We start from the raw sequence: 19,883 nt of genomic DNA on the forward strand, positions 1-19,883 counted from the left end.
CGTGCCATACACCGACGTGAACATGTCCGACATCCGCTGCCAGCCAGCTTTGATCAGGTCGAACACCGGCGATAGGGCATTGTTCCACAGCCAGCTGCCGACAGCGCAAAACGCCCGAAACACAGGCGCCACAATCGTGTCGTAGCACCACTGGATCAGAGTACACATGAGCTGCCACGCCAACTTGATGCCGTTACATGCGGGTCTCAACGCGTTCTCGCTCAGCCAGCTAGCCATCTCGGCGAAAGCCTCGAACGTCGGGCTTAATCAGCGTGTCGTAGCCACCACTGGAACGCGACGCCGAGACCTTCCAGGCAAGTACCAGCGGACCGATCGCCAGCGCAATGATCGCCTGGCCGACAAAGATGGCGATATCGTGGAATAGGTCGAGAACTGGTTTAATCAGCGTGTTCCAGGTCCACGAGATCGCATCTCCCAGGCCCGTCCAGGCCACAGTGAATACGCTGGATATCCAGTCGCCCACCGATTGCAGCTTCGCCCACAAATTGAGAATGCCTTCGCGGAACCAGTCCACATTGTTCCAAGCCCACACGATGGCTGCGACGAACGCCGCCAGCGCGATCACGACGAGCGCAATCGGATTTGCCGCCATGACCGCGTTGAACGCCGCCTACGTAACCGTGCAGATTTTCATCCACGTATTGACCAGCATTTGCTTCGAAACGGTCCACGCGAGCCCGTTGCGGAACGCTGCGTACGCATTCGTGCACAATTCCACGGACTTCTTGGCGCCGTCCCACGCAATTTCGAACCCTGCACGACCGGCGTCAACGCAAGCTGCGCAGCCTATACGGATGCCACCGCGATCTTCTGACCGATGAACGCCGCAGACACCGGCGCCGATCGCGATACCCAGAGCCGCCGCGACCGACTCGTGCGCCGAGAGCCAGTCGCCGAACTCGCCCAGCACGTTCATGGAGCGGCCGTAACGCGACCATCGCGGCACCAAACGCGACGCCGAGCCCTACCATGATGCCGCCGGAACACCGGAAGCGCGCCCTGGACGAGTCGCGCGACCGCTGACCGGAAGTCCTCGATCGCAGCCGTGACACCCCAGTCGTCAGCGGTCCTCTTGATCTCCCGGAACGTGCTGGGGATTTGCCGGAGCCCGTCACTGACTCTCGCGCCGAGCTGTGCGATCTGTGGGCGCCCACCGGTCGGTCATGGGCTCCAGCATCTCGCCGAGCGTTATGCGCACGTTTGTCAGTGGCGATCTTCCACTGGTTCTTCATCGATGTACTGGCGCTCTCGGAGCCAGCAATCGTCATCTGGAATGCTTTACTGCTTCCGCTGCCGATCGTGGTCAGCACGTCGTCGATCTTCACGACGCCTTCGGTGACCATCTTCTTGAGCTGTTTCGGTCGTGACGCCCATGTGCTCGGCAAGCGAGGCATAGATCGGGACGCCGGTCTAGGACAGCTGCTGAAGGTCCGAGGCGTACACGCGGCCGGAGTTGACCATCCCGCAGCAGCGTCGTCTGTGCGCGTTCCATCGCGGACGAGTCGCCGCCAGCATTCGTGATCGAGGCGCCCCATTGCGGAGGACATCTTCGGCCTGCTGGCCCTTGACGCCCATGTAGGCGAGCTGCTGCCTCGCTTTCGCGTAGGCCTGGTACTCGATCGGTGAGTTCGACGAGAGCCGCTTCAACGCTCCATCATGTCCCCGGCGTCCTGCGCGGACCCGTAGAGTCCCGTCACGTCAGCCGCGTGTTCTAGATGTCCTGTGCGGCCTGTAGTGCGCTGGAGCCGAGGCTTCCGAGTCCCACGGCGGCTGCGAGCCCACCGGCCCTCCGTGCGACACCTCGCAGTGGAGTGTCGATGCCGTTCTGGATCGATGCACCAATCGACTGGGCCGTTGCACGGATAGAGGTTCCCACGCGGGCGAACGTGGAGCCGAGTCCGCCAATCGCGCGGCGACGACTGACACCCGCCGAGTGTGCCCATGCGCCCGGAGAACGCCGATGACGCCGCGCCGAGCTGTGTGAACCCGGCATGGAAGTTCCGCAACGGTTGCGCTGCGGCCTCGAACGCGCGGCGACTGAGCCCACCCAACGAGCCCATGCGACCGGTCAACGCCGATGCGGCACCATCGGCGCTACGGAAGCCGCGTGGAAGTTCCGTAGCGGCGCCGACGTGCTGTCGAGTGCCCGGCGCGTCGTCGCACCGAACTGGTGCATGCGCGCCGCGACACCGTTTCGCCGTCGACTCCACGCGTTGAAAGCCCGCCGCGAACTGCGCTACGGCTGCCGACGCACGTGGCATCTGCGCTGCGAACGCCTGCGCCACGCGCACGGACGCACGCGCCGCATGGCTCTGCACGCTGTCGAACGCGCGACGCATGCCGACGACCATGCGATCGGTCGCGACCCGCATGGGTACACACGCACCGGCTGGAGCTTTCGCAGCGGTCAGATCACGGCGGACCTGACGTTGGAAGCCGCTCACACTCGGGTACCACGCGGACACTGACCTGGGCGGTCGTGAGCGCCACTGTCGTTCACCTTCCTGGTGTAAGCACTGCTGAGAGCGCATCGAGCTGTTGACGTGACCGACGCCGCTCAAGCCGGTCGAACGCGGTCTCCGGTCTCGGCATGAATCGGGTCGACGGCGCCCGACCGCTCTCGGAGTTCACCGCGACCACCGTCGTGCGCAGCGACAGCAACAGGTCCGCGATGTCGGTCAACCGCGCAAGCACCGGGTCATAGCCCCGGTAGCTCGGCGCCACGCGATCAGCACCGGCGTCGCCCTGAACGCCCATGCGTTCGGCGTACTCGTCGTCATCGAGCATCGCGGCTTTGAAACGAGCCGTGCTCCGGCAGCCGCGCGCTGAGCCGCACGAGTTTGCTCCACCGGTGTTTCGCCGCGGAACCAGTCCAGAAGATCGAGCCCCAGCTCATGGTGCAGGTCGTATTCCAGCTCGGGTCCGTAGCGGTCGATGAGCTCCCAGCAGCGGATCATTTCCCATGTCGTCGAGACCCAGATCGCGCATCACGTCGGTGACGAGAGCTTGTAGCGCGGTGATCGGCTCATCCCCGGCGACCCCGGCGCAGCTTCGCACCGTTCTCGTCGCCGAAGAGCACGTCGATCTGGGACCACTGGTCGTTCGCGTCCAGCGTCGACACCGCTCCATCGCCGTCGACGACGGCACATACACGCGCACGACGCCCTCAGCGCCGAGATCGACCTCGGAGTACTTCTCGCGGGACTCGCGGACATAGGCGTCCCACGACCTGCGCTCAGACCTGCTGCTCATCCACTTCCGTCGGCCCGGCTTGGCAGCGTCATCATCGGAACCGGAACCGGAACCGTTGCCACCTCGCGGCGGCTTCGGCGCAGGCTCAGGCGACGGCGACGGCGACGGCGAGTCCTCCGCTGAAGTCCATGTCGGCGGCCCTCGACTCAAAGCCGGGCCCCGCGAGCACCTGCCGGAAGCTGTACTTGAGGTCCTGGTCCACGGTGGCAGACCACGTCAGTGGATACGTCAGCGCGTCCTCATCCGACCAGGTCAGCTCGCCGTACTCGGAGATCGTCGCGCGCGCGGCAGCACGTTGATCACGTAGAACGCGTCGCTCCCGGAGCCGTCGATGCCGATCGCGATCAGGCGCCAGTAACGCGTCGACGGCGCGACCTGACGCGTGTAGCTCAGCTCCCCGTCGACAAGTCGGGCCTCCGACAGGTCCACGTTGTTCGACAGCTCCAGCGTCAGCCGCGAGGTCTCCTGCGCGGTCATCGCGAGCCCGGTGACGTCCTTGGTGATGTCACGGCGCGTGGGCTCCACCGAGCCGTGGGACTCGATGTCGCTGCTGTCGGTGTCACGGGACCACTTGTAGCCGTCCTTCTTCGACACCCAGCCGATCGTGCGGTACTCCGGCGGCAGCTCCTGCAGCGCGCCAGCCACGGTGAACGTCTCCGGCACCGGTGCGCTCATCGGCGCCACCGCGACCACCGCGTCGAGAACCTTGCGAATGTTGCCTGCCTTCGCACGCTTGAGCGTGAGAAGGTCCGTGTCAGCCATGTGAGCTGTCCTCCATGTAGGGACTGCGTCTGCGCAGTCCGAATCGGTAGCTGGAACTCACCGCGCGGATGTCCAGCCGTGGGTCCGAGAGCTGCTGAGCGGGCGTGACGGTCGACGCGGTGTCGATCAACACCGTGTCGACGACGGTCGCGGCACACGCGAGTACCCGCTGCCGTACGAGACCGTCGAGCGCCCATGACTCCACGCGCGTGGCGCCGTAGCACGTGGTCTCCACGATCGGAGAATCGGTGAGGCCATCGTCGGAGCCGCCGGTCCGGCTCACGCGCACCATCGGCGGTGTGAATCCCTCCGGTGCCTCGGTCACCGTCGGCGCGATGTCGGCGAACAGTGTCACGAGCACCTGTTCGATGTCCGGGAACGGCTCCATGTCGCTCATGCCGACTGCGCTGTACGCCGGAGCCAGAACGAGCCGCGCATACGGCTCGTGCCGAACTCGACTGATGCCGCGTACGGCGCGCTCACCGTGACGTGTGCGACCACGCGGTCGCGCGTGGTGCCGCTGTTGCGCTCGGTGAAGACGTCTACAGAGCCCGCGAGAGCCCCGGTGCGTCGCGGTGCGCTGGCTTGCGCCGATCGCGCGATTCGCCGAGCGACCGCAGCAAGCTCCCGTTCGAGCCTGTCGCTGTTGAGCACCTGCGACAGGTCCACGGAACCTTCATAACGCACGACCTGTCACCCTTCGTATCGTTTTAGCTGCACTACGTAACCGCCGAGTCGTGACGTGAACGGGGACTCCGCACGGGCCGGAACACCGTCCACGTCGAACCAGCTGCCGTCGATGTTGACTTGATCGCCTGCACGGGCCTCCGTGCTCTGTGCGGGCACATAGCACTCGATCCGAGTGCTCGTGCGGTTCTGGCGGCCGTCGGAGTCGTCATGGCTCGACGCGATCCCGATCACCCACGGACTCGTGTCCCAGAACTCGGCGGCCTCCGCGCGGTCGCCGAACGCATCCGGTGGACCCGGTCGACGAAGTTTCACCCGGCGCCTCATGCGAAGTCCCACCACCAGTCAGGTTTCGAGCCACGGCGAACACCGTCGTCGGCTGCACTGATCACCGGCCGGATCGTGAACGCCCCGGTCGCGAGCCCCAGCAGCGCCCACTCGTCTGCGGTGAGCCAGTCGCCGGAGCCCGTCGACGACTGGTCCCGGATCGAGAACGGCCCGATGACCTCGAAACTGCTGGTACCGCCGGTCGGATTACTGATCCGCCGCGCGACGACACTCGCGATCACGTAGTTGACTCGGTCGGCGAAACCGGCCTCACGCGCCACGCGGTCGTCGAGGTCCGGTATCCGCGCCCGCAAGCGTGCTTCGGTCATGGCGATCATGCGCGCGGCGAACTCGCGCTCGGTGTCGGCGAGCTCCCGCATGAGCAGCGTCTCGACGTCAGCGACCGTCGCGTGCATTCCGTCGGCCTCCCGCAGGTCGATGGCCCCAGATGGAATCCGGGGGTCGTACCGGTCGCGACTCCGGTGGAGTCGACTCCGCTGGTTCCGGGGATTCGGTCACCGGGTCCGACTCGGGCTCCGGTGGGTTCGACTCCACGGGGTCCGTAGCTGATCCCGGTGGAGTCGGCTCCGGCCCGGGCGACCCGGTAGCTGGTCCCGGCTCCGGTGCCGGAGGAGTCGACTCCGCTGGTTCCGGTGTCGGCTCCACCGGGACCGCGATCAGCTCCGGTGTTTAGGCCTGCTCCGGGTCCTTGGCGGGCTTACGACCGCCGCTGGCAGCAGCAGGCTTTGCCTTGTCGCCGCTGGTCGCGAGTTCCCACGCGACGAATGCGGTCGGGTCGTTGACGTACCAGCCGAAGGTGCACTCGGCGAGCACCGCGACCTGGTTCGTCTCCCACATCGAGACTCCGCGCACGACCGCCTGGTCCGAGACCTTGATCCGGATCGCGTCGGCGAAGCCGTAGGCGAACTGGGAGAAGTCCCCGCCGATCAGCTTCACGTCGGTACCGGCGTTGTTCCCGATACGACCGGAGACCGCCTTGCCGAACGCCACCGGTAGGCCCAGGAAGCTTCCGACCTGCGCGGTCAGGTTCACCGGGCCCTTGGACTCGACCCCGGTGGCATATGCCAGGTTCCCGAGCCGGTCGCGTGCTGTGGCGAGCTTCGCACGGAACTGCGGGTGCGCGGCAAAGCCGGTGAAGTCGAAATTCTTCTGCTCCGCCGACACGATCAGGTCGTAGCCGGTGAGAATCTGCTCCACGAGACTGTCGGTCGCGTTGACCTGCAGCTTATGGTCGTCGGGGATCGAGCCGATCACGGAGCCGTTGGCGTCGGTGCCCTGGATCGGCTCACCGGTCAGCGAGTTACGGTTGTGGAACGCCGCGAGCTCCACCGCGCGGGAGATCGCGCCGGACAGCTTACCCGCAAGCTCGCTGTAGAGCCCGTCCGGATTCGCCCGCAGGAACTCCTCCGACACGGGCACGATCGTCGCGAACTTCACCGGCGAGAACGTACGCTCCTCACCGTAGGCGAAACCCGACAGCGGCTTGAGGTGACCCTCACGCTCGACGAGCTTCGTGCCGACGCCGACCTGACCGGCCTCGGGATTCGTCGACGCCCGCCGGATCACGTTCTCTCGGATCGACACCGGGATCTGCTATCCCAGGGACAGCAGCGACGAGTTCTCCGCGACCTTGGTGAAGATGTCGCCCGAGACCTCCTTCGGCAGTAGATGCTCTGGCGTGTCCGGGCGCCCGAGGCGTCCCTGACCGTGCGCGATGTCGTCGGTGAACCGGGGATCGATGGGCGCGCCAGAGGCGACATTCACCGGGGCCATAGTCTTCGTCCTTCGTGTAGTGGTCAGTCCCGCCCTAGCTGCGCCTGAATCAAGTCGCGGAGCTGGTTCGCGGGATCAAGTGGTGCAGCATCGCGACGGTTACCGCGACCCTGCGAGTGGTCGACACCGTGCGCGGTGGACCCAGTCGGCGCCGGACGTGTCTGTGTGAACATCCGTGCGAGTTCCACCGCGTCGGCCGTGATCTCGGCGGCATCGGTGCCGCGCAGTCTCGACGCGAAGTCCTCCACGTTCTCCAGCGGCACGCCTGCGTTCACCGTGGCCCGGTAGCGCAGATGCTCCAGTTGGGCCGTGTTCAGCGCCTCCACGTGCTGCGCGTTCTGCTCGGTGAGCTGCTGGTTCTACGCGGTCAGCGCGTTCTCGGAGCTTCGCCGTCGGGCGCACTCGTCGCGCACCGCGCGGAGCTCCTTACGCCAGTGCTCGGGAAGTTCCTCGAACTTGAGCTCGGCCGTGGCGCCAGTGTCGGTGTCTGTCATGGGTCCTCCTGGGGCCTCATGCGGCTCGCCGGGAGCCGTCGGTAGCCAGTGAGCGCCGGAACGCGGTCACTGCTGAGGCACCCGTGGTGCCTCGTGTGGAATCGATCCACTGCTGCTCTGCGCGCATGAACTCTGCGCGACCTGGAAATGAATGTTTTGTGAACACCGGTACGACGACGCAATCACAGTGATTGTGGAAACTCGTCATGGCTCCCGCGCTGACAGCCGACCGGTACACGGGCCCACGGCTGATCAACATCAGGCAAAACGCACACGACGACGTGCCGCCGCTGGTGCGCGCGAACCCGAGCGCGGACCGATCTGTGTGCGTCAGGTCCATGACTCGCAACCGTGGCGCAGCACGTGTGTGTCGAGTCACGGTCGCTACCGCGTGTGGCAACGACGTGAACCGGTGCCCCGGCCGCAGACCCACACGCGCGAGACCCGACGCGAGCGCCGAAGAGCCATAGCGCCGCTACGGTAAGCTGACATGCGACCGCGCGCCGACGTGAACGTCACGTTGACTCTGGTAGAACTCGTCCGCCAGGTGCTCCAGCACCCGACGGGCGCCGAGCACCGTGGACTCCAACGCCCCCGCGACCGCGACGACATCAGACTCGACCGGCTCCGCATCCAACAGCGGCGTCAACACCGACGCTGCTGCCACACTCACACGAGCCGCGACGACGTTCTGGGACCGCTTGAACTCACTCAACCGCACCGCGTGGAGCTTCCTCGCGCGGTGGCGGCACCAACGACTCAAGTACCTGCTGCAACGGATCACCCGACATTAGCGACCGGTACAAGGCCCGCTTGTCCGCGTCATAGCCGAGTTCCAGCCACGCGCCTTCCACCGGCAGAATCCGCGACTGCACGAGCTTCACGACCGCATCAGCTTTCGCCGCCACCGTGGGCGTCGACGCATCCGACCACGTCGTCGACACCGGTAACTGTGCACCCGCGACCAGCCGCAACGCGATGTCACTGACCTGCGACCACGCGGAGCCGAACCCAGACTGCTTACGTTCAGCACGCTTGACATGCCGCGACTCGCCCGAGCGGATCGCATCGGCAGAACTCGGATTCCCGTTCGGCGAAATCCCCAGATAGTGCACCGGTAGGCCCGTCAACGACGACACGACCTTGCCGTACAGCTCAATCGTCTTCGTGAAGTTCTCAAGGCTTGCCCCGTCGAGCTGCACCACGCGGGCCTCAGCGTTGCTCAGCGCGTTCAACCGGCCGAGATAGCCCTCCCACACCGGGATCGGCTCGCCGGTTTCCGCGTCCACGAAGTCATCGCGCGATGCACCGATCACGTACCTCGACGGCACCGCCAGTGTCTCCGACGCCGCCGACAGATTAGTCGCCGTCCGACACACCGCGTCCACGATGGTCATCACGTCTTTCATCTCGGTCTCACCGAACCAGTCGGTGACCCGAGACCTGTTGACCACCGGCACGACCGGCACGACACCCAACCGGTGTTCGTCCTCGTCCACGAGATGCCAGCGCGCATGACGCTGCTGGTAGCTTCTCGTGACGTTCGGCCCATACAACGTCACGAACAGCTCGCCGGTCTCCGGCTCAATGTAACGGCGCAGAGCCGCCCGCAAGTGACGCCCGAACTGGTCGAACTCCACCGTAAGCGCCTCGGAAGACTCCACCGTATAACGCGGCACCGACGGCTCGTCCGGATCACGGCCGACGACCACAAACGCGATGCCTTGCACGAGAGCTTCCGTGTGCGCCGCATCGGAGGCAACCACCATGTCGTTGCGCTTCCACCACGACCACAGCAGCTCATCGGCGCCCGGATCACCCGTGCGGAAACCGCTGACATCGAGTCGTTCGGCTAACGCGTCCACCGTGGTCCGGCACCAGTTCACCACCGTCTGAAGCGACTGCATTTCCGGCGGCGTCGCAAGACCCAACATCGCCAGGCGCTGCGAGCCTCGATAATAGCGGTCCCGCGTCCGCCGCTTCCACTAGAGGCTGCTGCCCGTCGCGAGCAACCGCTCGATCAGCTCCACATCCGGCATCACCGAAACACCACTACCTTTGAGCCCTGAGATCGCCGTGTGTACGCGTCGGACTCCAACACCGATCGGCGCATGAGTCGTGCGAGTACCAACGACACCGCACCATCGATCTTACGGTCCCGGTGACCGCGCCCCAGCGACACGTATTCTCGATACGGGCGGCGCTGAGCGTTGACCACATGCGTCGTCAACAGCGGGTCCCCGACATGCGGGCACGACTTGTTCGCGATGTCGTCTGCGACGAGTTCTGCGGCCCGCGCGACATCGAGCTTCAACGCGCGCATGTCGAAACCAATCAGGTGCTTCGCCGACGCATCAAGCCACAGCCGATCGCCGTACGCGGTCGGCCAGTCCACCAACACGCGACCTTCCAACGGATGTACGTCCGCAGCGAACGCGCGGACCTGAAACCGATCGAATGCGTCCGCGACAGCCGCGTCGAGCGCCGCCACGTCCAGGTCCCGATGCATCGTCGCTGGGTCCCACGTGAATAGCGGCTGTGCGAGCCCGTCCGACAGTCGACAGCCGATAAGGACCGTGGCGTCTTCGGTGAGCGCCGGGTCTAGAGCCAGCACGATCTCGTCGCCATCGACGATTCGATCGTCACACGCGTTGGCGTCCCAGTCCTGTTTCGAAACCCATGAACTCAGGTCCGACACGATCAGATTCCCGAATTCGCGCATGGAACTCGCCACGGGTTTCATCGGCGCCATGATCTTTGACAGAACCTGCGACTGGTTCACCCACGGACACTCATCGTAAATGTATGCCAGTGTCCGTTCGATCGACGCCGGGTCCGACCAATCGGTGTCTGCGGATGCCTCCCGCGACCAATACAACAGCGGACGCTCGTTCACTGTAGCACCAGTGCGTTCGTTAAGCCAGCTATCGTAGATGTCTTCCGCGACGGAGCCCGAGCCCGGTGACCATGTGTTCATGAGTGCGAGCACCCGGGAACCGTCGACCTTCGTCGCGTTGTCGTCAATGGTCTCCCACAAGCGTCGACCACCGTTGGACACTGTCCACTCGGAACACTCGTCCGCGATGACCAATGTCGGGCGAGAGCCGCGAATCGTGGCAGCCCGCGAGGAGACCACGGTGATTTTGCCACCGGCTACGTTACGGGCCCCCGGCGAGAAGATGTGCTTCTTGCCGGGGTCCAGATCGTAGTTCTTGACGAGTTCTGTGCCGCGCGCGTTCCAGCCCGCAACATAGTTGAACGTGTTCTAAGTCTGGCTCTCCGAGACCGCCGCGATCTGAATCAGTGGCATCGACTGCCGTCGACCCAGGAGCTCACCGCAGCGGTTCCGAGACTGGAACCCATTGAATCGCACGGGCCCCGTGAGTTCCACGGTCGCGAGCCAGGCTCCCAGCGGAGACTTCAGCGAGCCGCGCGCGAGCCTAATCGCGCCGCCACGGTAGTAGAACTCTCCGTCGTCGCGTAGCCGGTACCAGTGGCAAATGAACGCGTACTACGACCGCGTGGGTACGAACAAAGCGCCCGCAGACTTGCCGTCGAGGACCCGGAGACCGTTCTCCAGGGACCACCTCACGATCGCGGGACCCAGTGTCGCAAACATGTCAGGTTCGTACGGTGGCAGCGTGTCGGTTCCGACGAGGGGCTCGGTCATCAGGGTCTCTCCGGTGCGGTAGGGTGCTCTGACCTGGGACTTTGGCAGACGTGTGTGATGACCATCATGATTCGGGAACACGAGCGCCGCGGCGGTGGCGTAGAGGTAGAAGTCGTACCACTCGATGGTGGTCCCGACGAGGCTGGCGACGGCGGCGCGGCGCGGGGTGGCGCCGGGCGTCGCAGGAGGGGAACTGGACACGGGTGACCTGCCGGTGTGAGGCGGAGCGGGGCGTCGGGGGCGGGTCAGCGACAGGCGTGCGACGACAGGCGGCCGTGGTCCAGCCACCGCCGCCGGGTCAGCTCCGAGTGCTCCACGTCGCCCACCCGAGCAGACCGCCCCCGCCCGGCGCAACGGAGCGGGACCGGGGTCACCTCCGCCCCGCCACCCTGGCGTGCAGGCTGACCCAGTGCCCCGCGTCGAGGTCGCGCGGCAGCGTCCGCGGCCCGAGCCCGCACTCGCGCGCCCAGTCCCGTGCCAGCGCGCGGCCGAAGCGCCGTCCGACGACGTCGACGGCCCCGCGACCACGGCCGGTGAACACCGCGTCGACGATCCGGTGGTGGTCCCGGGGCCGGGCGTCGAGCAGCGGCACCTCCCGGCGGGCGATCTCCAGCACCCCGCCGTCGACGGCCGGGACCGGCCGGAACGCCCTGGCCGGGACCCGGTCGTGCAGGGTGAAGGTGAACCACGGCCACCAGCGGGCGGTGAGGGCGCTGGTGCCGCCGACCGCGGCCCGCTTGCGGGCGACCTCCCACTGCACCAGCACCAGCGCGTGCGCCCAGCGCGGGGCGGCCAGCAGGCGTCGCAGCAGTGGGGTGGTCAGGGCGAACGGGACGTTGGACACCACGTCGACGGGCCGGTCCAGGCGGACGTCGAGCAGGTCGCCGTGGACGACGGTGAGGGCGTCGCCGAAGCGTCGTCGCAGGCGGGCCACCCGGTACGGGTCGAGCTCGACCGCGGTCAGGGGCCTGCCGGGCAGGCGCAGCAGCGCGGCGGTCAGCGCGCCGTCACCGGGGCCCAGCTCCAGCAGCGGCCGGGGCGGGTACCCGGCGACGACGGCGGCCATCGCGGCCGGGACGGCGTCGTCGACGAGGAAGTTCTGGCCGTGCTCGTGACGGCCGAGCGGACGTGGCAGAGGGGATCGCACAGGAGGCTCCCGGGTGGGGAGCCGGGGGCGCGGCGGGGCGCCGCCCGGCAGGGGTACGAGGACCGGCTGCTCGGACGGCGGCGCCAGGAGATCGGCAGGGATCAGGTGTGGCGCCGCCGACGGGCGACGCGCAGGCGTATCGAGGCCACGGGGGCACGGTAGGGGCGCCGGGGGCGGCGGCGCACCCGGATTTCAGTCCGTCAGGTCGGCGGGCGGGGCGGGCCAGTGCGGCAGGACGTGGCCGGGGTAGTCCTCGGAGACGGTGTCGGGGAAGGCGGGCGGGCGCTTCTCCAGGAACGACGTGACGCCCTCGGCGACGTCGCGGCCCTGCCCGAGGTGCGCGATCGCGGCCGAGTCGACGCGGTGGGCGTCCCACGGGCTGGGCGCGCCGAGCATTCCCCACAGCAGCTGCCGGGTCAGCGCGACCGACACCGCCGAGGTGTTGTCGGCGATCTCGCGGGCGATCGCGTACGCCGCGCCGAGCAGCTCGTCGTCGGGCAGGACGCGGGAGACCAGCCGGCCGTCGAGGGCCTCGGCGGCGTCGAACACCCGGCCGGTCGCGGCCCACTCCATCGCCCGGGAGACGCCGACGATCCGGGGCAGGAACCAGCTCGACGCGGCCTCCGGGACGAGCCCGCGGCGGGCGAACACGAACCCGAACCGGGCCGAGGCGCCGGCCAGGCGGATGTCGGCGGGCAGCGTCATCGTCGCCCCGATGCCGACCGCGGGCCCGTTGACGGCGGCGATCACCGGGGTGCGCAACGCCGCCATCCGCATGGTCACGGTGCCGCCGCCGTCGCGGACGACGCCGCCGATGGTGCCGATGTCCGCGCGGTCCGCGGCACGCTCCGGGTCGGTCGGGTCGAACGAGGAGCCGCCGCGGCCCAGGTCGGCGCCGGCGCAGAAGCCGCGGCCGCGACCGGTGAGCACGATCGCGCGGACGGTGTCGTCGGCGTCGGCGCGGTCGTAGGCGGCGATCAGCTCGCGGGCCATCGTCGCGGTGAACGCGTTGAGCCGGTCCGGACGGTCGAGGGTGATCGTGGCGACCCGGTCGTCGACGTCATAGGAGATCTCGGTGAAGGCGGGAGCGTCGGTGCTCATGACCGGCGAGTCTGCCCCGCCGCGTCACCCGGTGGTCGGGAACCGCCGGGTGTGCACCGTCACGCCGCCGTCCGGCCGGCCGCCGGCGATGGCGGCCGCCCGGATGCAGGCGTGCGTCCACATGTTGAACTGCACCTCCTTGGCCACGCGCAGCGTGTTGTAGAGCACGTGCGACAGCCGGTCCCCGGGCCGTGCCCAGGACTCGATGTCGAAGCGCAGCATCTCCGGGTGGTCCGGGTCGCGACGGGTGCGGAAGTCGATCCGACCGGCCTCCAGGTGCCCGTCCAGGGTGACGAAGGAGAACTCGGTGGGCCCGGCGGCGGCCACCCGCACCGGGCCGTCCCACGGGCCGGGCATGCGGATCAGGAACTCGTCGCCGACGTCCATCCCGCCGGGCTCGCCGCGGGTGCGGCGGAAGACCGCGAACTCCGGTGACCAGCGGTCGGGGTCCGCGCCGAGGCGCGTCATGAGCTCCTCGGGGCTGCACCGGGACCCGCGGATGCGCACGCCGTAGCGCCGGTGCAGCAGGGTGCCGTACCCGTCCGACGGGCGCTGGACGTCGTCGGCGTCGGCGCCCTGCGGCGAGGCGGGCGGCAGGTCCCCCAGGTCCCCGACGACGTCGCTGCGGTGGATCGGTGTGGTGCGCCAGAAGTAGCGCCACGACACCAGCAGCAGACCCACCGGCCAGCGGAGCACCGCCGACACCCGGCGGGACCGCCGGTCACCGGTGACCGGGGTGGTCCGTCCGCTCGTCGAGGCCGTCGTGGGGGTCCGCATCGACCACGGGTACCCCCTGTGCGGGATTACATCCGCCGGCAGCGGGGAACGGACCGCCATGACGGTCGGACGTGTCCTGCACCGGGCCGGGTTGCGCGGTGCCCAGCTCCAGTGGTTCTCCCTCGGCTCGGTGGGCTTCGCCATCGCGCTGTGGCTGCGCGCGAAGACCGTGGACCAGGACGAGCGCGGCAACGCCGAACGCCGCGCGATCTTCGTCGGCCTGTGGCCGTCGATGTTCTGGCTGATCGGCGACGCGATGCGGCGCGAGGAGAAGGGCGCTCGGTCCTGAAGCGCCCCGGCCCCGAGGACCGTCGCGCCGACCTGGACGGGCTCGCCGCACGCGGCGTGAACTTCGACGACGCCGAGACCCCCACCGACTCCCACGACCCGCGCTGGCACGTCGACCACGGCCGGGCGCTGGTCGGCACCGAGCCGCCCGGTGACCCGGTGCCCGACGGCCCCTGGGAACGCGCCTGCGCGGTGCTGCGCGACTACCAGTTCACCGCCCCGAACCGGCTGCGTGGCGTGTTCCGCCCGGCCGACCCGCTGCTGGGCCGCGACATGCTGCTGGAGGGCCGGTTCGGGCCGATGCGCTTCCACCTCGGCGTCCGGGTCACCGGGCTGGTCGACGAGACCGTCGACGGTCGGCGCGTCTGGGGCTGGACCTACGAGACCCTGCACGGACACCTGGAGGAGGGCCGGCTCACCTACGAGGTGGTCAAGGACCTCACGACCGGCGACGTCGAGTTCGTCATCCGCGCGTTCTCCCGGCCCGCGCACATCCCGAACCCGCTGTTCCGGCTCGGCTTCGGGCTGTTCGGCCGGGCGGTGCAGCTGGAGTTCTACCATCGGGCCGGGCAGCGAGTGCGTGAGCTCGTCGCCGGCGCGGCGGCGGGCAGGCCGCTGCCGCAGCCGCTGCCGGGTGCCGACGGTGTGACCGTCGCCCCGCAGAACGCCGGACGGCACTGGACGGACCCGTTCGCCGTGCTCGTCCGGCATCCGGGTGTCTGACCCGGGTGCCCGACCCGGAGGGAACCTGCAGATGGACGACCCGATCCGGCGGCCGAACCCGTTCCGCTGGGTGGCCTACGCGTTCGGCGCCCGGCTGCCGGCCCGCAACCGGCGCTGGGTGCTCCACGACGTCACCACCCGCACCTGGGTGCTGCGCCACCTCGTCCGCACCACGGTCCAGCTGATCCCGCTGCTGGCCCTGCTCTACCTGGTGGTGCCCGGCCCGCCGTGGGTGCGGCTGGGCGCCATCGCCTCGGGCGCGGTGATCGGCTACTTCTACTCGGCGGTCTACACGGTCGAGGCGTGCGAGACCCGGGTGATGAAGGCCGGCTACCCGGTGGGGGCGGCCGCGGCGACCCGGGAGGCGCGCCGCGCCGAGCAGCACGTCGACGCCCGGCTGCGGCACGACCGGGAGTTCGGGGCGGACCGCGAGCGGGACGACCGCCGGGGCTGAGCGGCCGCCGGGGCTGAGTGGCCGCCGCGGTGCGCCCCGGTCGCGCTCACGCCGCGCCGCCGGGCCGGGCCCGTCCGGGTCGACGCCCACGTCGGGGCACGGGTGTGTGCCACGATGACCGGCGTGGAGCCCGACCTCGACCCGGTGTTCGCCGCGCACGATGTCGCGGTGGCCTACCTGTTCGGGTCGCGTGCCGCCGGTACCGCCCGCCCGGACAGCGACCACGACGTCGCGGTGCTGTTCGCCGGCGTCCCCTCCCCCGTGGCCACCGAGCTGCTCGCCGGCGACCTCGCCGCCCTGCTCGGGACCGGGGTCGACGTCGTCGACCTCGCGCGGGCCGGCCTCGAGCTGCGGGGACGGGTCGCCGAGTCGGGCCGGCTCCTCTACAGCGCCGACGAGGTCGCGCGGGTCCGCTTCGAGGTGGACGCCCGGATGCGCTGGATCGAGTTCCGCCCCGTCCTGGAGGAGACGACCCGGTCGTTCCTCGCCCGTGTCGCACGGGAGGGGTTGCGCTGATGGTCGACACCGACCGCGTCCGTCGCTTGCTGGTGATGCTGGAGCGCTACCGAGACCTGCTCGCCGAGGACGCACCCGACCCGTTCCGACGTCGTCACCTGGTGCAGACGGCCGCGCAGATCTGCATCGACCTGGCCAACCACGTCATCGCCGCCGACGGCCACCGGACACCCCGGGACTACGGCGACGCCTTCCGCGTCCTCGCCGAGGTCGGAGTGCTCGACGACGGTCTCGCGGGCCGCATCGCCGCCCTCGGCGCCTGACCCCGTGCCCGCACGCCTACCCGGCGGGGCGGCCGCGGCACCCCGGGAGGTGCGCCGCAGCTGACCGGTCGCGGTCACGCCGCGCCGTCGAGGACCGCCCGGTGCTCCTCGGTGAGGTGCAGGTCCCGGGCGTCGAGGGCCTCGTCCAGCTGGGCGGTCCGGCTGACCCCGACCAGCGGCCATGCCGGTCCGACGGCGAGCTCGCCCGCGAGCCCGGTCCGGCCGTGACCCCCGGTCATGATCCAGGCGAGCACGACCTGGTTGCGGGTGGCGCCGGTGTCGGCGGCGACGGCGTCGAGCGCGGCCAGCCGTGCGGTGGTGCCGGGGTGGTCGTAGGCGTCGGGCAGGGCGCGGTCGGTGCGGGTGAGCGCCCCGTTGACCAACGGCGTGTAGGCCCACAGGGTCAGGCCCTCGGTCGCCGCGAGGTCCGCCGCGCCGGCGTCGAGCAGCATGTGCCCGGAGTCGGGCAGCGCCGCGCCCGGGCGCGGGAGCACGTAGGAGTGCCGGTACTGGACGGCGTCGAACGCGGCGACGCCCTGCGCCGCGGCGGCCGCGCGGGCCCGCTCGACCCGCCACGACGCGTGGTTGGACGCGCCCAGCCGCGCCGCCAGCCCGTCGGTGACCAGGGCACCGAGCGCGGCGACCGTCTCGTCGAGGTCGGTGCCGCGGTCCTCGACGTGCGCCCAGAACAGGTCGACCGACCCGACGCCGAGCCGGTCCAGGCTGCCCCGTGCGGCGGTGCGGACCGCGGCGGCTCCGAGCCCGCCCCGCACCCCGGTCTTGGTGGAGATCCGGACCTGCTCGCGGACGCCGGGCCGCGCCGCGAGCCACGCCCCGAGCACCCGCTCGCTCGCCCCGGGCTCCCCGGCCGGGTCGTTCCAGAACGCGTAGACGTCGGCGGTGTCGAGCCAGACGCCGCCGCGCTCGACGAAGCGGTCGAGCAGCGCGAACGAGGTGGCCTCGTCGACCCGGGTGCCGAAGTTCATGGTGCCGAGCACCGGCTGCGGTGTGGTCGCGGGAGTCATGCCCCGAGGATCCGGCCCGGCGCGCGCCGCGGTTCACGCGGGTACCCACCCCGACACGTGCCGGTACCCCGGGCCGACGCGCGGCACCCACCGTCGGAGTGTCGCACGGCGGCCCGGGGCGCCGGGGGTGGGATCAGGGGATGACGACCGGACCGGTGGTCGGCGCCGGGTCGTCGGCCCAACGGTGCCCGGTCTCGCGCGGGGTGACGCCGTCCTCGGTCCACGCGGCCAGCAGCTGCGCGACCTTGGCGTGCATCACGGTGCGCAGCCGGTCGAAGGAGTTCTGCGGGTCGTCGTCGACCTCGCCGAGCAGCAGCCACCAGGCCCAGGCGACCGCACCGGCGTTCGCGACGAAGTCCGGCAGCACCGGCACCCCGCGCGCGGCGAGCATGGCCTCGGCCTCCGGGGTCGTCGCGGCGTTCGCGGCCTCGACGATCACGCGGGGGCGGACGTCGTAGGAGTTGTCCGGGGTGATCGCGTAGGAGATCGCGGCCGGCACCAGGATGTCGACCTCGGCCGGCAGGATCGCGGTGCGCGGGAGCTGCTCGACGCCGGCGGGCAGCCGGGTGCGGTCGATCTCGCCGTAGCCGTCGCGCAGGTCCAGCAGCGCGGGCACGTCGAGCCCGTCCGCGCAGTGCAGGGTGCCCGCGGCGTCGGCCAGCGTGGTGACCTTCATCCCCGCCTCGTGCAGGTAGTAGGCGGCCGCACCACCCATCGTGCCGACGCCCTGGATCGCGACCGTGGTGTCGGCCGGGATCTGGCCCCAGGACACCGCGGAGGCCAGGCAGGCGTGCGCGACGCCGTAGCCGCCGATCACGTCGCCCAGCTCGAACCCGCCGTCGACCTCGGCCTTCAGCCCGGTGCGGACCCGCTCCAGGGTGGCGGCCGGGTCGGCGGCGCGGCTGATCGCGGCGTGGTAGCTCTGGCCGAGGCCGAGCTTCTCGAAGACCTCGTCGATCAGGTGCTGCGGGACGCCGAGGTCCTCCGCGGTCACCCAGTGCGCGTCGATCCAGGGGCGCATGGCCTCGCAGAAGCGCTGCAGCACCTCGACGGCGCGCGGGTCCTTCGGGTCGAAGTCGATGCCGCCCTTGGCCCCGCCGATCGGCAGGTCGAAGGTGGCGGTCTTGTTGGCCATGCCGCGTGCGAGGTCCTCGACCTCGGACAACGTACAGCCGGCCCGCATCCGGGTGCCGCCGGTGGCGAGCCCTGCCCGCAGGGTGTGCACGACCAGGTAGCCGACGGCGCCGGTCACGGCGTCGTTCCACTGCAGGCGCATGTAGGGCTCGGGACGGCGGACGACCGGGGCGACGGTGGGCGCCGGGGCGCCGGGGACGTAGGGGGCGGCCGTGGCCGCCGTCTGCGGGGTGCCCCCGGCCGGGTTCTGCATCGTCGTCATGGCGACCCACCTCCTGCTCGTACTGCACCGGTCGTCGCCACCAGGGGCCGTTCCGGTCTCGTCGACATCGCGGACCTCGTCGTCCCCCCGGCGGCAGTCGTTCCCGACCGGTGGCCCCAGGTTGCGGGCGCACCGGGCTCCGCGTCCATTTACGGATCATTCACGCCGCTGTTCACCGTTCCTGCACAGCGCAATAGGCTCGGTCGCATGGAGCTGTCCCTGTCCCGGCTGCGCATGCTGCGCGAGCTGCACCGGCGGGGAACCATCACGGCGGCGGCGACGGCGCTGCACTACACGGCGTCGGCGGTGTCCCAGCAGCTCGCGCAGCTCGAGCGCGACGTCGGGACGCGGCTGTTCGAGCGGAGGGGGCGCCGGGTCCAGCTCACCGACCTCGGTGTCCTGCTGGCCGAGCACGCCGAGGAGATCCTCGCCTCGGTCGAGCGCGCCACCCAGGCGCTGGAGGAGGCGGGCGAGACCGTTGCGGCGAAGCTCACCGCCGGGGTGTGGGCCTCGGTCGCCTCGGGTCTGCTGCCCGACGCGCTGACCGCGCTGGCCCGCACCCACCCCGGTGTCGAGGTCCGCACCCGCGAGCTCGCCCCGGAGGAGACCGCGGCCGCGGTGCGCGACGGCGAGCTCGACCTGTCGTTCGTCATCGACTACTCGAACTACCCGATGACGTGGGACAAGGGCCTGGAGCGGGCGGTCATCGCCGTCGAGCGGGTCTACGCGGCGGTGCCCGCCGGGGCGGTGCCCGCCGCGAGCGTGATGCTGGCGGAGCTGGCCGAGCACCCGTGGATCGTCTCGCCCGCCCGGTCGCACTTCGGTCAGGCGGCCCGCCTGGCCTGTCAGAGCGCGGGCTTCGAGCCGCGGATCGACCACGAGGTCGAGGAGCAGGCCACCGCCATGGCGATGGTCGCGGCCGGGCTCGGTGTCACCCTGGTGACGGACCTGGGTCTGGCGCTGCGACCGCCGGGGGTCGACATCGTCGCACTCGGCGACGCCCTCACCCGCACGGTGTCGCTGGCCTACCGCACCACCACCGCGCGCCGGGCCGCGGTGCCGCTGGTGATCGAGGCCGTCCGGACCGCGGCGGCGCAGAAGGGGCTCGGCGCCGACGCCCCGATCCCGGTGCAGCCGGAGTCGCTCGGCCTGACCTGACCCCGTTCCGCAGCGGAATCCGCGGGCC

27 protein-coding genes and 1 pseudogene are annotated in these 19,883 nt (G+C 69.8%); 8 read left to right on the forward strand and 20 right to left on the reverse strand.

From position 1 onward, the window contains the following. Positions 1-229 precede the first annotated feature (229 nt). Positions 230-613, reverse strand: a complete 384-nt coding sequence (locus KPL59_RS02440; RefSeq protein WP_226359801.1) for a hypothetical protein — start codon at positions 611-613, stop codon at positions 230-232. 18 nt (positions 614-631) lie between these two features. After that, complete coding sequence (locus KPL59_RS02445) at positions 632-937, reverse strand: hypothetical protein (protein WP_226359802.1); 306 nt, start codon at positions 935-937, stop codon at positions 632-634. Positions 938-1,227: 290 nt separating this feature from the next. On the opposite strand from KPL59_RS02445, the gene KPL59_RS02450 reads away from it, so the two are divergent. Both KPL59_RS02450 and KPL59_RS02455 read left to right on the forward strand, forming a co-directional pair. Then, entirely contained in the window at positions 1,228-1,542 is a 315-nt protein-coding gene (locus KPL59_RS02450; protein ID WP_226359803.1) for a hypothetical protein, read from the forward strand. A gap of 470 nt (positions 1,543-2,012) precedes the next feature. Then, on the forward strand, positions 2,013-2,489 hold the full coding sequence (locus tag KPL59_RS02455) for a hypothetical protein (protein ID WP_226359804.1): 477 nt from the start codon (positions 2,013-2,015) through the stop codon (positions 2,487-2,489). Between the two features lie 28 nt (positions 2,490-2,517). On the opposite strand, the gene KPL59_RS02460 is transcribed toward KPL59_RS02455, so the two are convergent. The 16 genes and pseudogenes from KPL59_RS02460 to KPL59_RS02530 form a co-directional block, all read right to left on the reverse strand. After that, the gene (locus KPL59_RS02460) at positions 2,518-2,808 is read right to left on the reverse strand and encodes a hypothetical protein (protein WP_226359805.1); all 291 of its coding nucleotides are present in this window, start codon (positions 2,806-2,808) and stop codon (positions 2,518-2,520) included. Positions 2,809-3,525: 717 nt separating this feature from the next. Next, positions 3,526-4,035 carry a hypothetical protein gene (locus KPL59_RS02465; RefSeq protein ID WP_226359806.1) on the reverse strand — a complete coding sequence of 170 codons (510 nt, stop codon included), beginning with the start codon at positions 4,033-4,035 and terminating at the stop codon, positions 3,526-3,528. Continuing rightward, positions 4,028-4,432: a hypothetical protein gene (locus tag KPL59_RS02470; RefSeq protein ID WP_226359520.1), complete on the reverse strand. Its 405-nt coding sequence runs from the start codon at positions 4,430-4,432 to the stop codon at positions 4,028-4,030. Before KPL59_RS02470 ends, KPL59_RS02465 begins: the two co-directional genes overlap by 8 nt. Next, on the reverse strand, positions 4,429-4,704 hold the full coding sequence (locus KPL59_RS02475) for an HK97 gp10 family phage protein (RefSeq protein WP_226359519.1): 276 nt from the start codon (positions 4,702-4,704) through the stop codon (positions 4,429-4,431). The genes KPL59_RS02470 and KPL59_RS02475 overlap by 4 nt, the downstream gene beginning before the upstream one ends. A 24-nt stretch (positions 4,705-4,728) precedes the next feature. Further along, a complete protein-coding gene (locus KPL59_RS02480; protein WP_226351479.1) occupies positions 4,729-5,037 on the reverse strand; it encodes a hypothetical protein in 309 nt (102 codons plus the stop codon). An 8-nt stretch (positions 5,038-5,045) separates the two neighbouring features. After that, positions 5,046-5,465 (reverse strand): Gp19/Gp15/Gp42 family protein, encoded by a 420-nt coding sequence (locus KPL59_RS02485; RefSeq protein WP_226351478.1) that lies wholly within the window; start codon positions 5,463-5,465, stop codon positions 5,046-5,048. A gap of 274 nt (positions 5,466-5,739) precedes the next feature. Next, a complete protein-coding gene (locus tag KPL59_RS02490) occupies positions 5,740-6,654 on the reverse strand; it encodes a phage major capsid protein (protein WP_226351477.1) in 915 nt (304 codons plus the stop codon). Between the two features lie 9 nt (positions 6,655-6,663). Continuing rightward, the gene (locus KPL59_RS02495) at positions 6,664-6,834 is read right to left on the reverse strand and encodes a hypothetical protein (RefSeq protein ID WP_226359518.1); all 171 of its coding nucleotides are present in this window, start codon (positions 6,832-6,834) and stop codon (positions 6,664-6,666) included. A 32-nt stretch (positions 6,835-6,866) separates the two neighbouring features. Next, a complete protein-coding gene (locus KPL59_RS02500; protein ID WP_226351475.1) occupies positions 6,867-7,169 on the reverse strand; it encodes a hypothetical protein in 303 nt (100 codons plus the stop codon). 33 nt (positions 7,170-7,202) lie between these two features. Next, the gene (locus tag KPL59_RS35400) at positions 7,203-7,337 is read right to left on the reverse strand and encodes a hypothetical protein (RefSeq protein WP_255676110.1); all 135 of its coding nucleotides are present in this window, start codon (positions 7,335-7,337) and stop codon (positions 7,203-7,205) included. 475 nt (positions 7,338-7,812) lie between these two features. Then, positions 7,813-8,004, reverse strand: a complete 192-nt coding sequence (locus tag KPL59_RS02505) for a hypothetical protein (protein ID WP_226359517.1) — start codon at positions 8,002-8,004, stop codon at positions 7,813-7,815. A 40-nt stretch (positions 8,005-8,044) separates the two neighbouring features. Continuing rightward, positions 8,045-9,298 (reverse strand): annotated as a pseudogene (locus KPL59_RS02510) (phage portal protein); the annotation flags it as partial. 77 nt (positions 9,299-9,375) lie between these two features. Beyond that, positions 9,376-10,374: a hypothetical protein gene (locus KPL59_RS02515; protein WP_226359516.1), complete on the reverse strand. Its 999-nt coding sequence runs from the start codon at positions 10,372-10,374 to the stop codon at positions 9,376-9,378. A gap of 1,003 nt (positions 10,375-11,377) precedes the next feature. Next, the gene (locus tag KPL59_RS02520; RefSeq protein ID WP_255676275.1) at positions 11,378-12,142 is read right to left on the reverse strand and encodes an rRNA adenine N(6)-methyltransferase family protein; all 765 of its coding nucleotides are present in this window, start codon (positions 12,140-12,142) and stop codon (positions 11,378-11,380) included. A 204-nt stretch (positions 12,143-12,346) separates the two neighbouring features. Next, a complete protein-coding gene (locus KPL59_RS02525) occupies positions 12,347-13,255 on the reverse strand; it encodes an enoyl-CoA hydratase-related protein (RefSeq protein WP_226352207.1) in 909 nt (302 codons plus the stop codon). A gap of 24 nt (positions 13,256-13,279) precedes the next feature. Next, positions 13,280-14,032: a DUF1990 family protein gene (locus tag KPL59_RS02530; protein WP_226359808.1), complete on the reverse strand. Its 753-nt coding sequence runs from the start codon at positions 14,030-14,032 to the stop codon at positions 13,280-13,282. A 58-nt stretch (positions 14,033-14,090) separates the two neighbouring features. On the opposite strand from KPL59_RS02530, the gene KPL59_RS02535 reads away from it, so the two are divergent. From KPL59_RS02535 to KPL59_RS02555, 5 genes are all read left to right on the forward strand, one after another. Continuing rightward, on the forward strand, positions 14,091-14,321 hold the full coding sequence (locus KPL59_RS02535) for a hypothetical protein (protein ID WP_226352209.1): 231 nt from the start codon (positions 14,091-14,093) through the stop codon (positions 14,319-14,321). Between the two features lie 56 nt (positions 14,322-14,377). Next, positions 14,378-15,043 carry a DUF1990 family protein gene (locus KPL59_RS02540; protein ID WP_226359809.1) on the forward strand — a complete coding sequence of 222 codons (666 nt, stop codon included), beginning with the start codon at positions 14,378-14,380 and terminating at the stop codon, positions 15,041-15,043. A 31-nt stretch (positions 15,044-15,074) separates the two neighbouring features. After that, entirely contained in the window at positions 15,075-15,497 is a 423-nt protein-coding gene (locus KPL59_RS02545) for a DUF5313 family protein (RefSeq protein WP_226352211.1), read from the forward strand. 114 nt (positions 15,498-15,611) lie between these two features. Beyond that, the gene (locus KPL59_RS02550) at positions 15,612-16,013 is read left to right on the forward strand and encodes a nucleotidyltransferase domain-containing protein (protein ID WP_226352212.1); all 402 of its coding nucleotides are present in this window, start codon (positions 15,612-15,614) and stop codon (positions 16,011-16,013) included. Next, entirely contained in the window at positions 16,013-16,276 is a 264-nt protein-coding gene (locus KPL59_RS02555) for a DUF86 domain-containing protein (RefSeq protein ID WP_226352213.1), read from the forward strand. Before KPL59_RS02550 ends, KPL59_RS02555 begins: the two co-directional genes overlap by 1 nt. Positions 16,277-16,350: 74 nt before the next feature. Here the strand turns inward: KPL59_RS02555 and KPL59_RS02560 are convergent, their stop codons facing one another. Beyond that, positions 16,351-17,301, reverse strand: coding sequence for an aldo/keto reductase (locus KPL59_RS02560; protein WP_226359810.1), 951 nt, complete (start codon positions 17,299-17,301; stop codon positions 16,351-16,353). Between the two features lie 133 nt (positions 17,302-17,434). After that, positions 17,435-18,577 (reverse strand): Glu/Leu/Phe/Val dehydrogenase dimerization domain-containing protein, encoded by a 1,143-nt coding sequence (locus KPL59_RS02565; protein WP_226360113.1) that lies wholly within the window; start codon positions 18,575-18,577, stop codon positions 17,435-17,437. A gap of 327 nt (positions 18,578-18,904) precedes the next feature. Here KPL59_RS02565 and KPL59_RS02570 point away from each other — a divergent pair, with 327 nt between their 5' ends. Beyond that, a complete protein-coding gene (locus KPL59_RS02570) occupies positions 18,905-19,855 on the forward strand; it encodes a LysR family transcriptional regulator (protein ID WP_075307351.1) in 951 nt (316 codons plus the stop codon). The last annotated feature ends 28 nt before the right edge of the window (positions 19,856-19,883 follow it).

This window comes from Pseudonocardia sp. ICBG1142, assembly GCF_020496255.1.
GTDB lineage: Bacteria > Actinomycetota > Actinomycetes > Mycobacteriales > Pseudonocardiaceae > Pseudonocardia.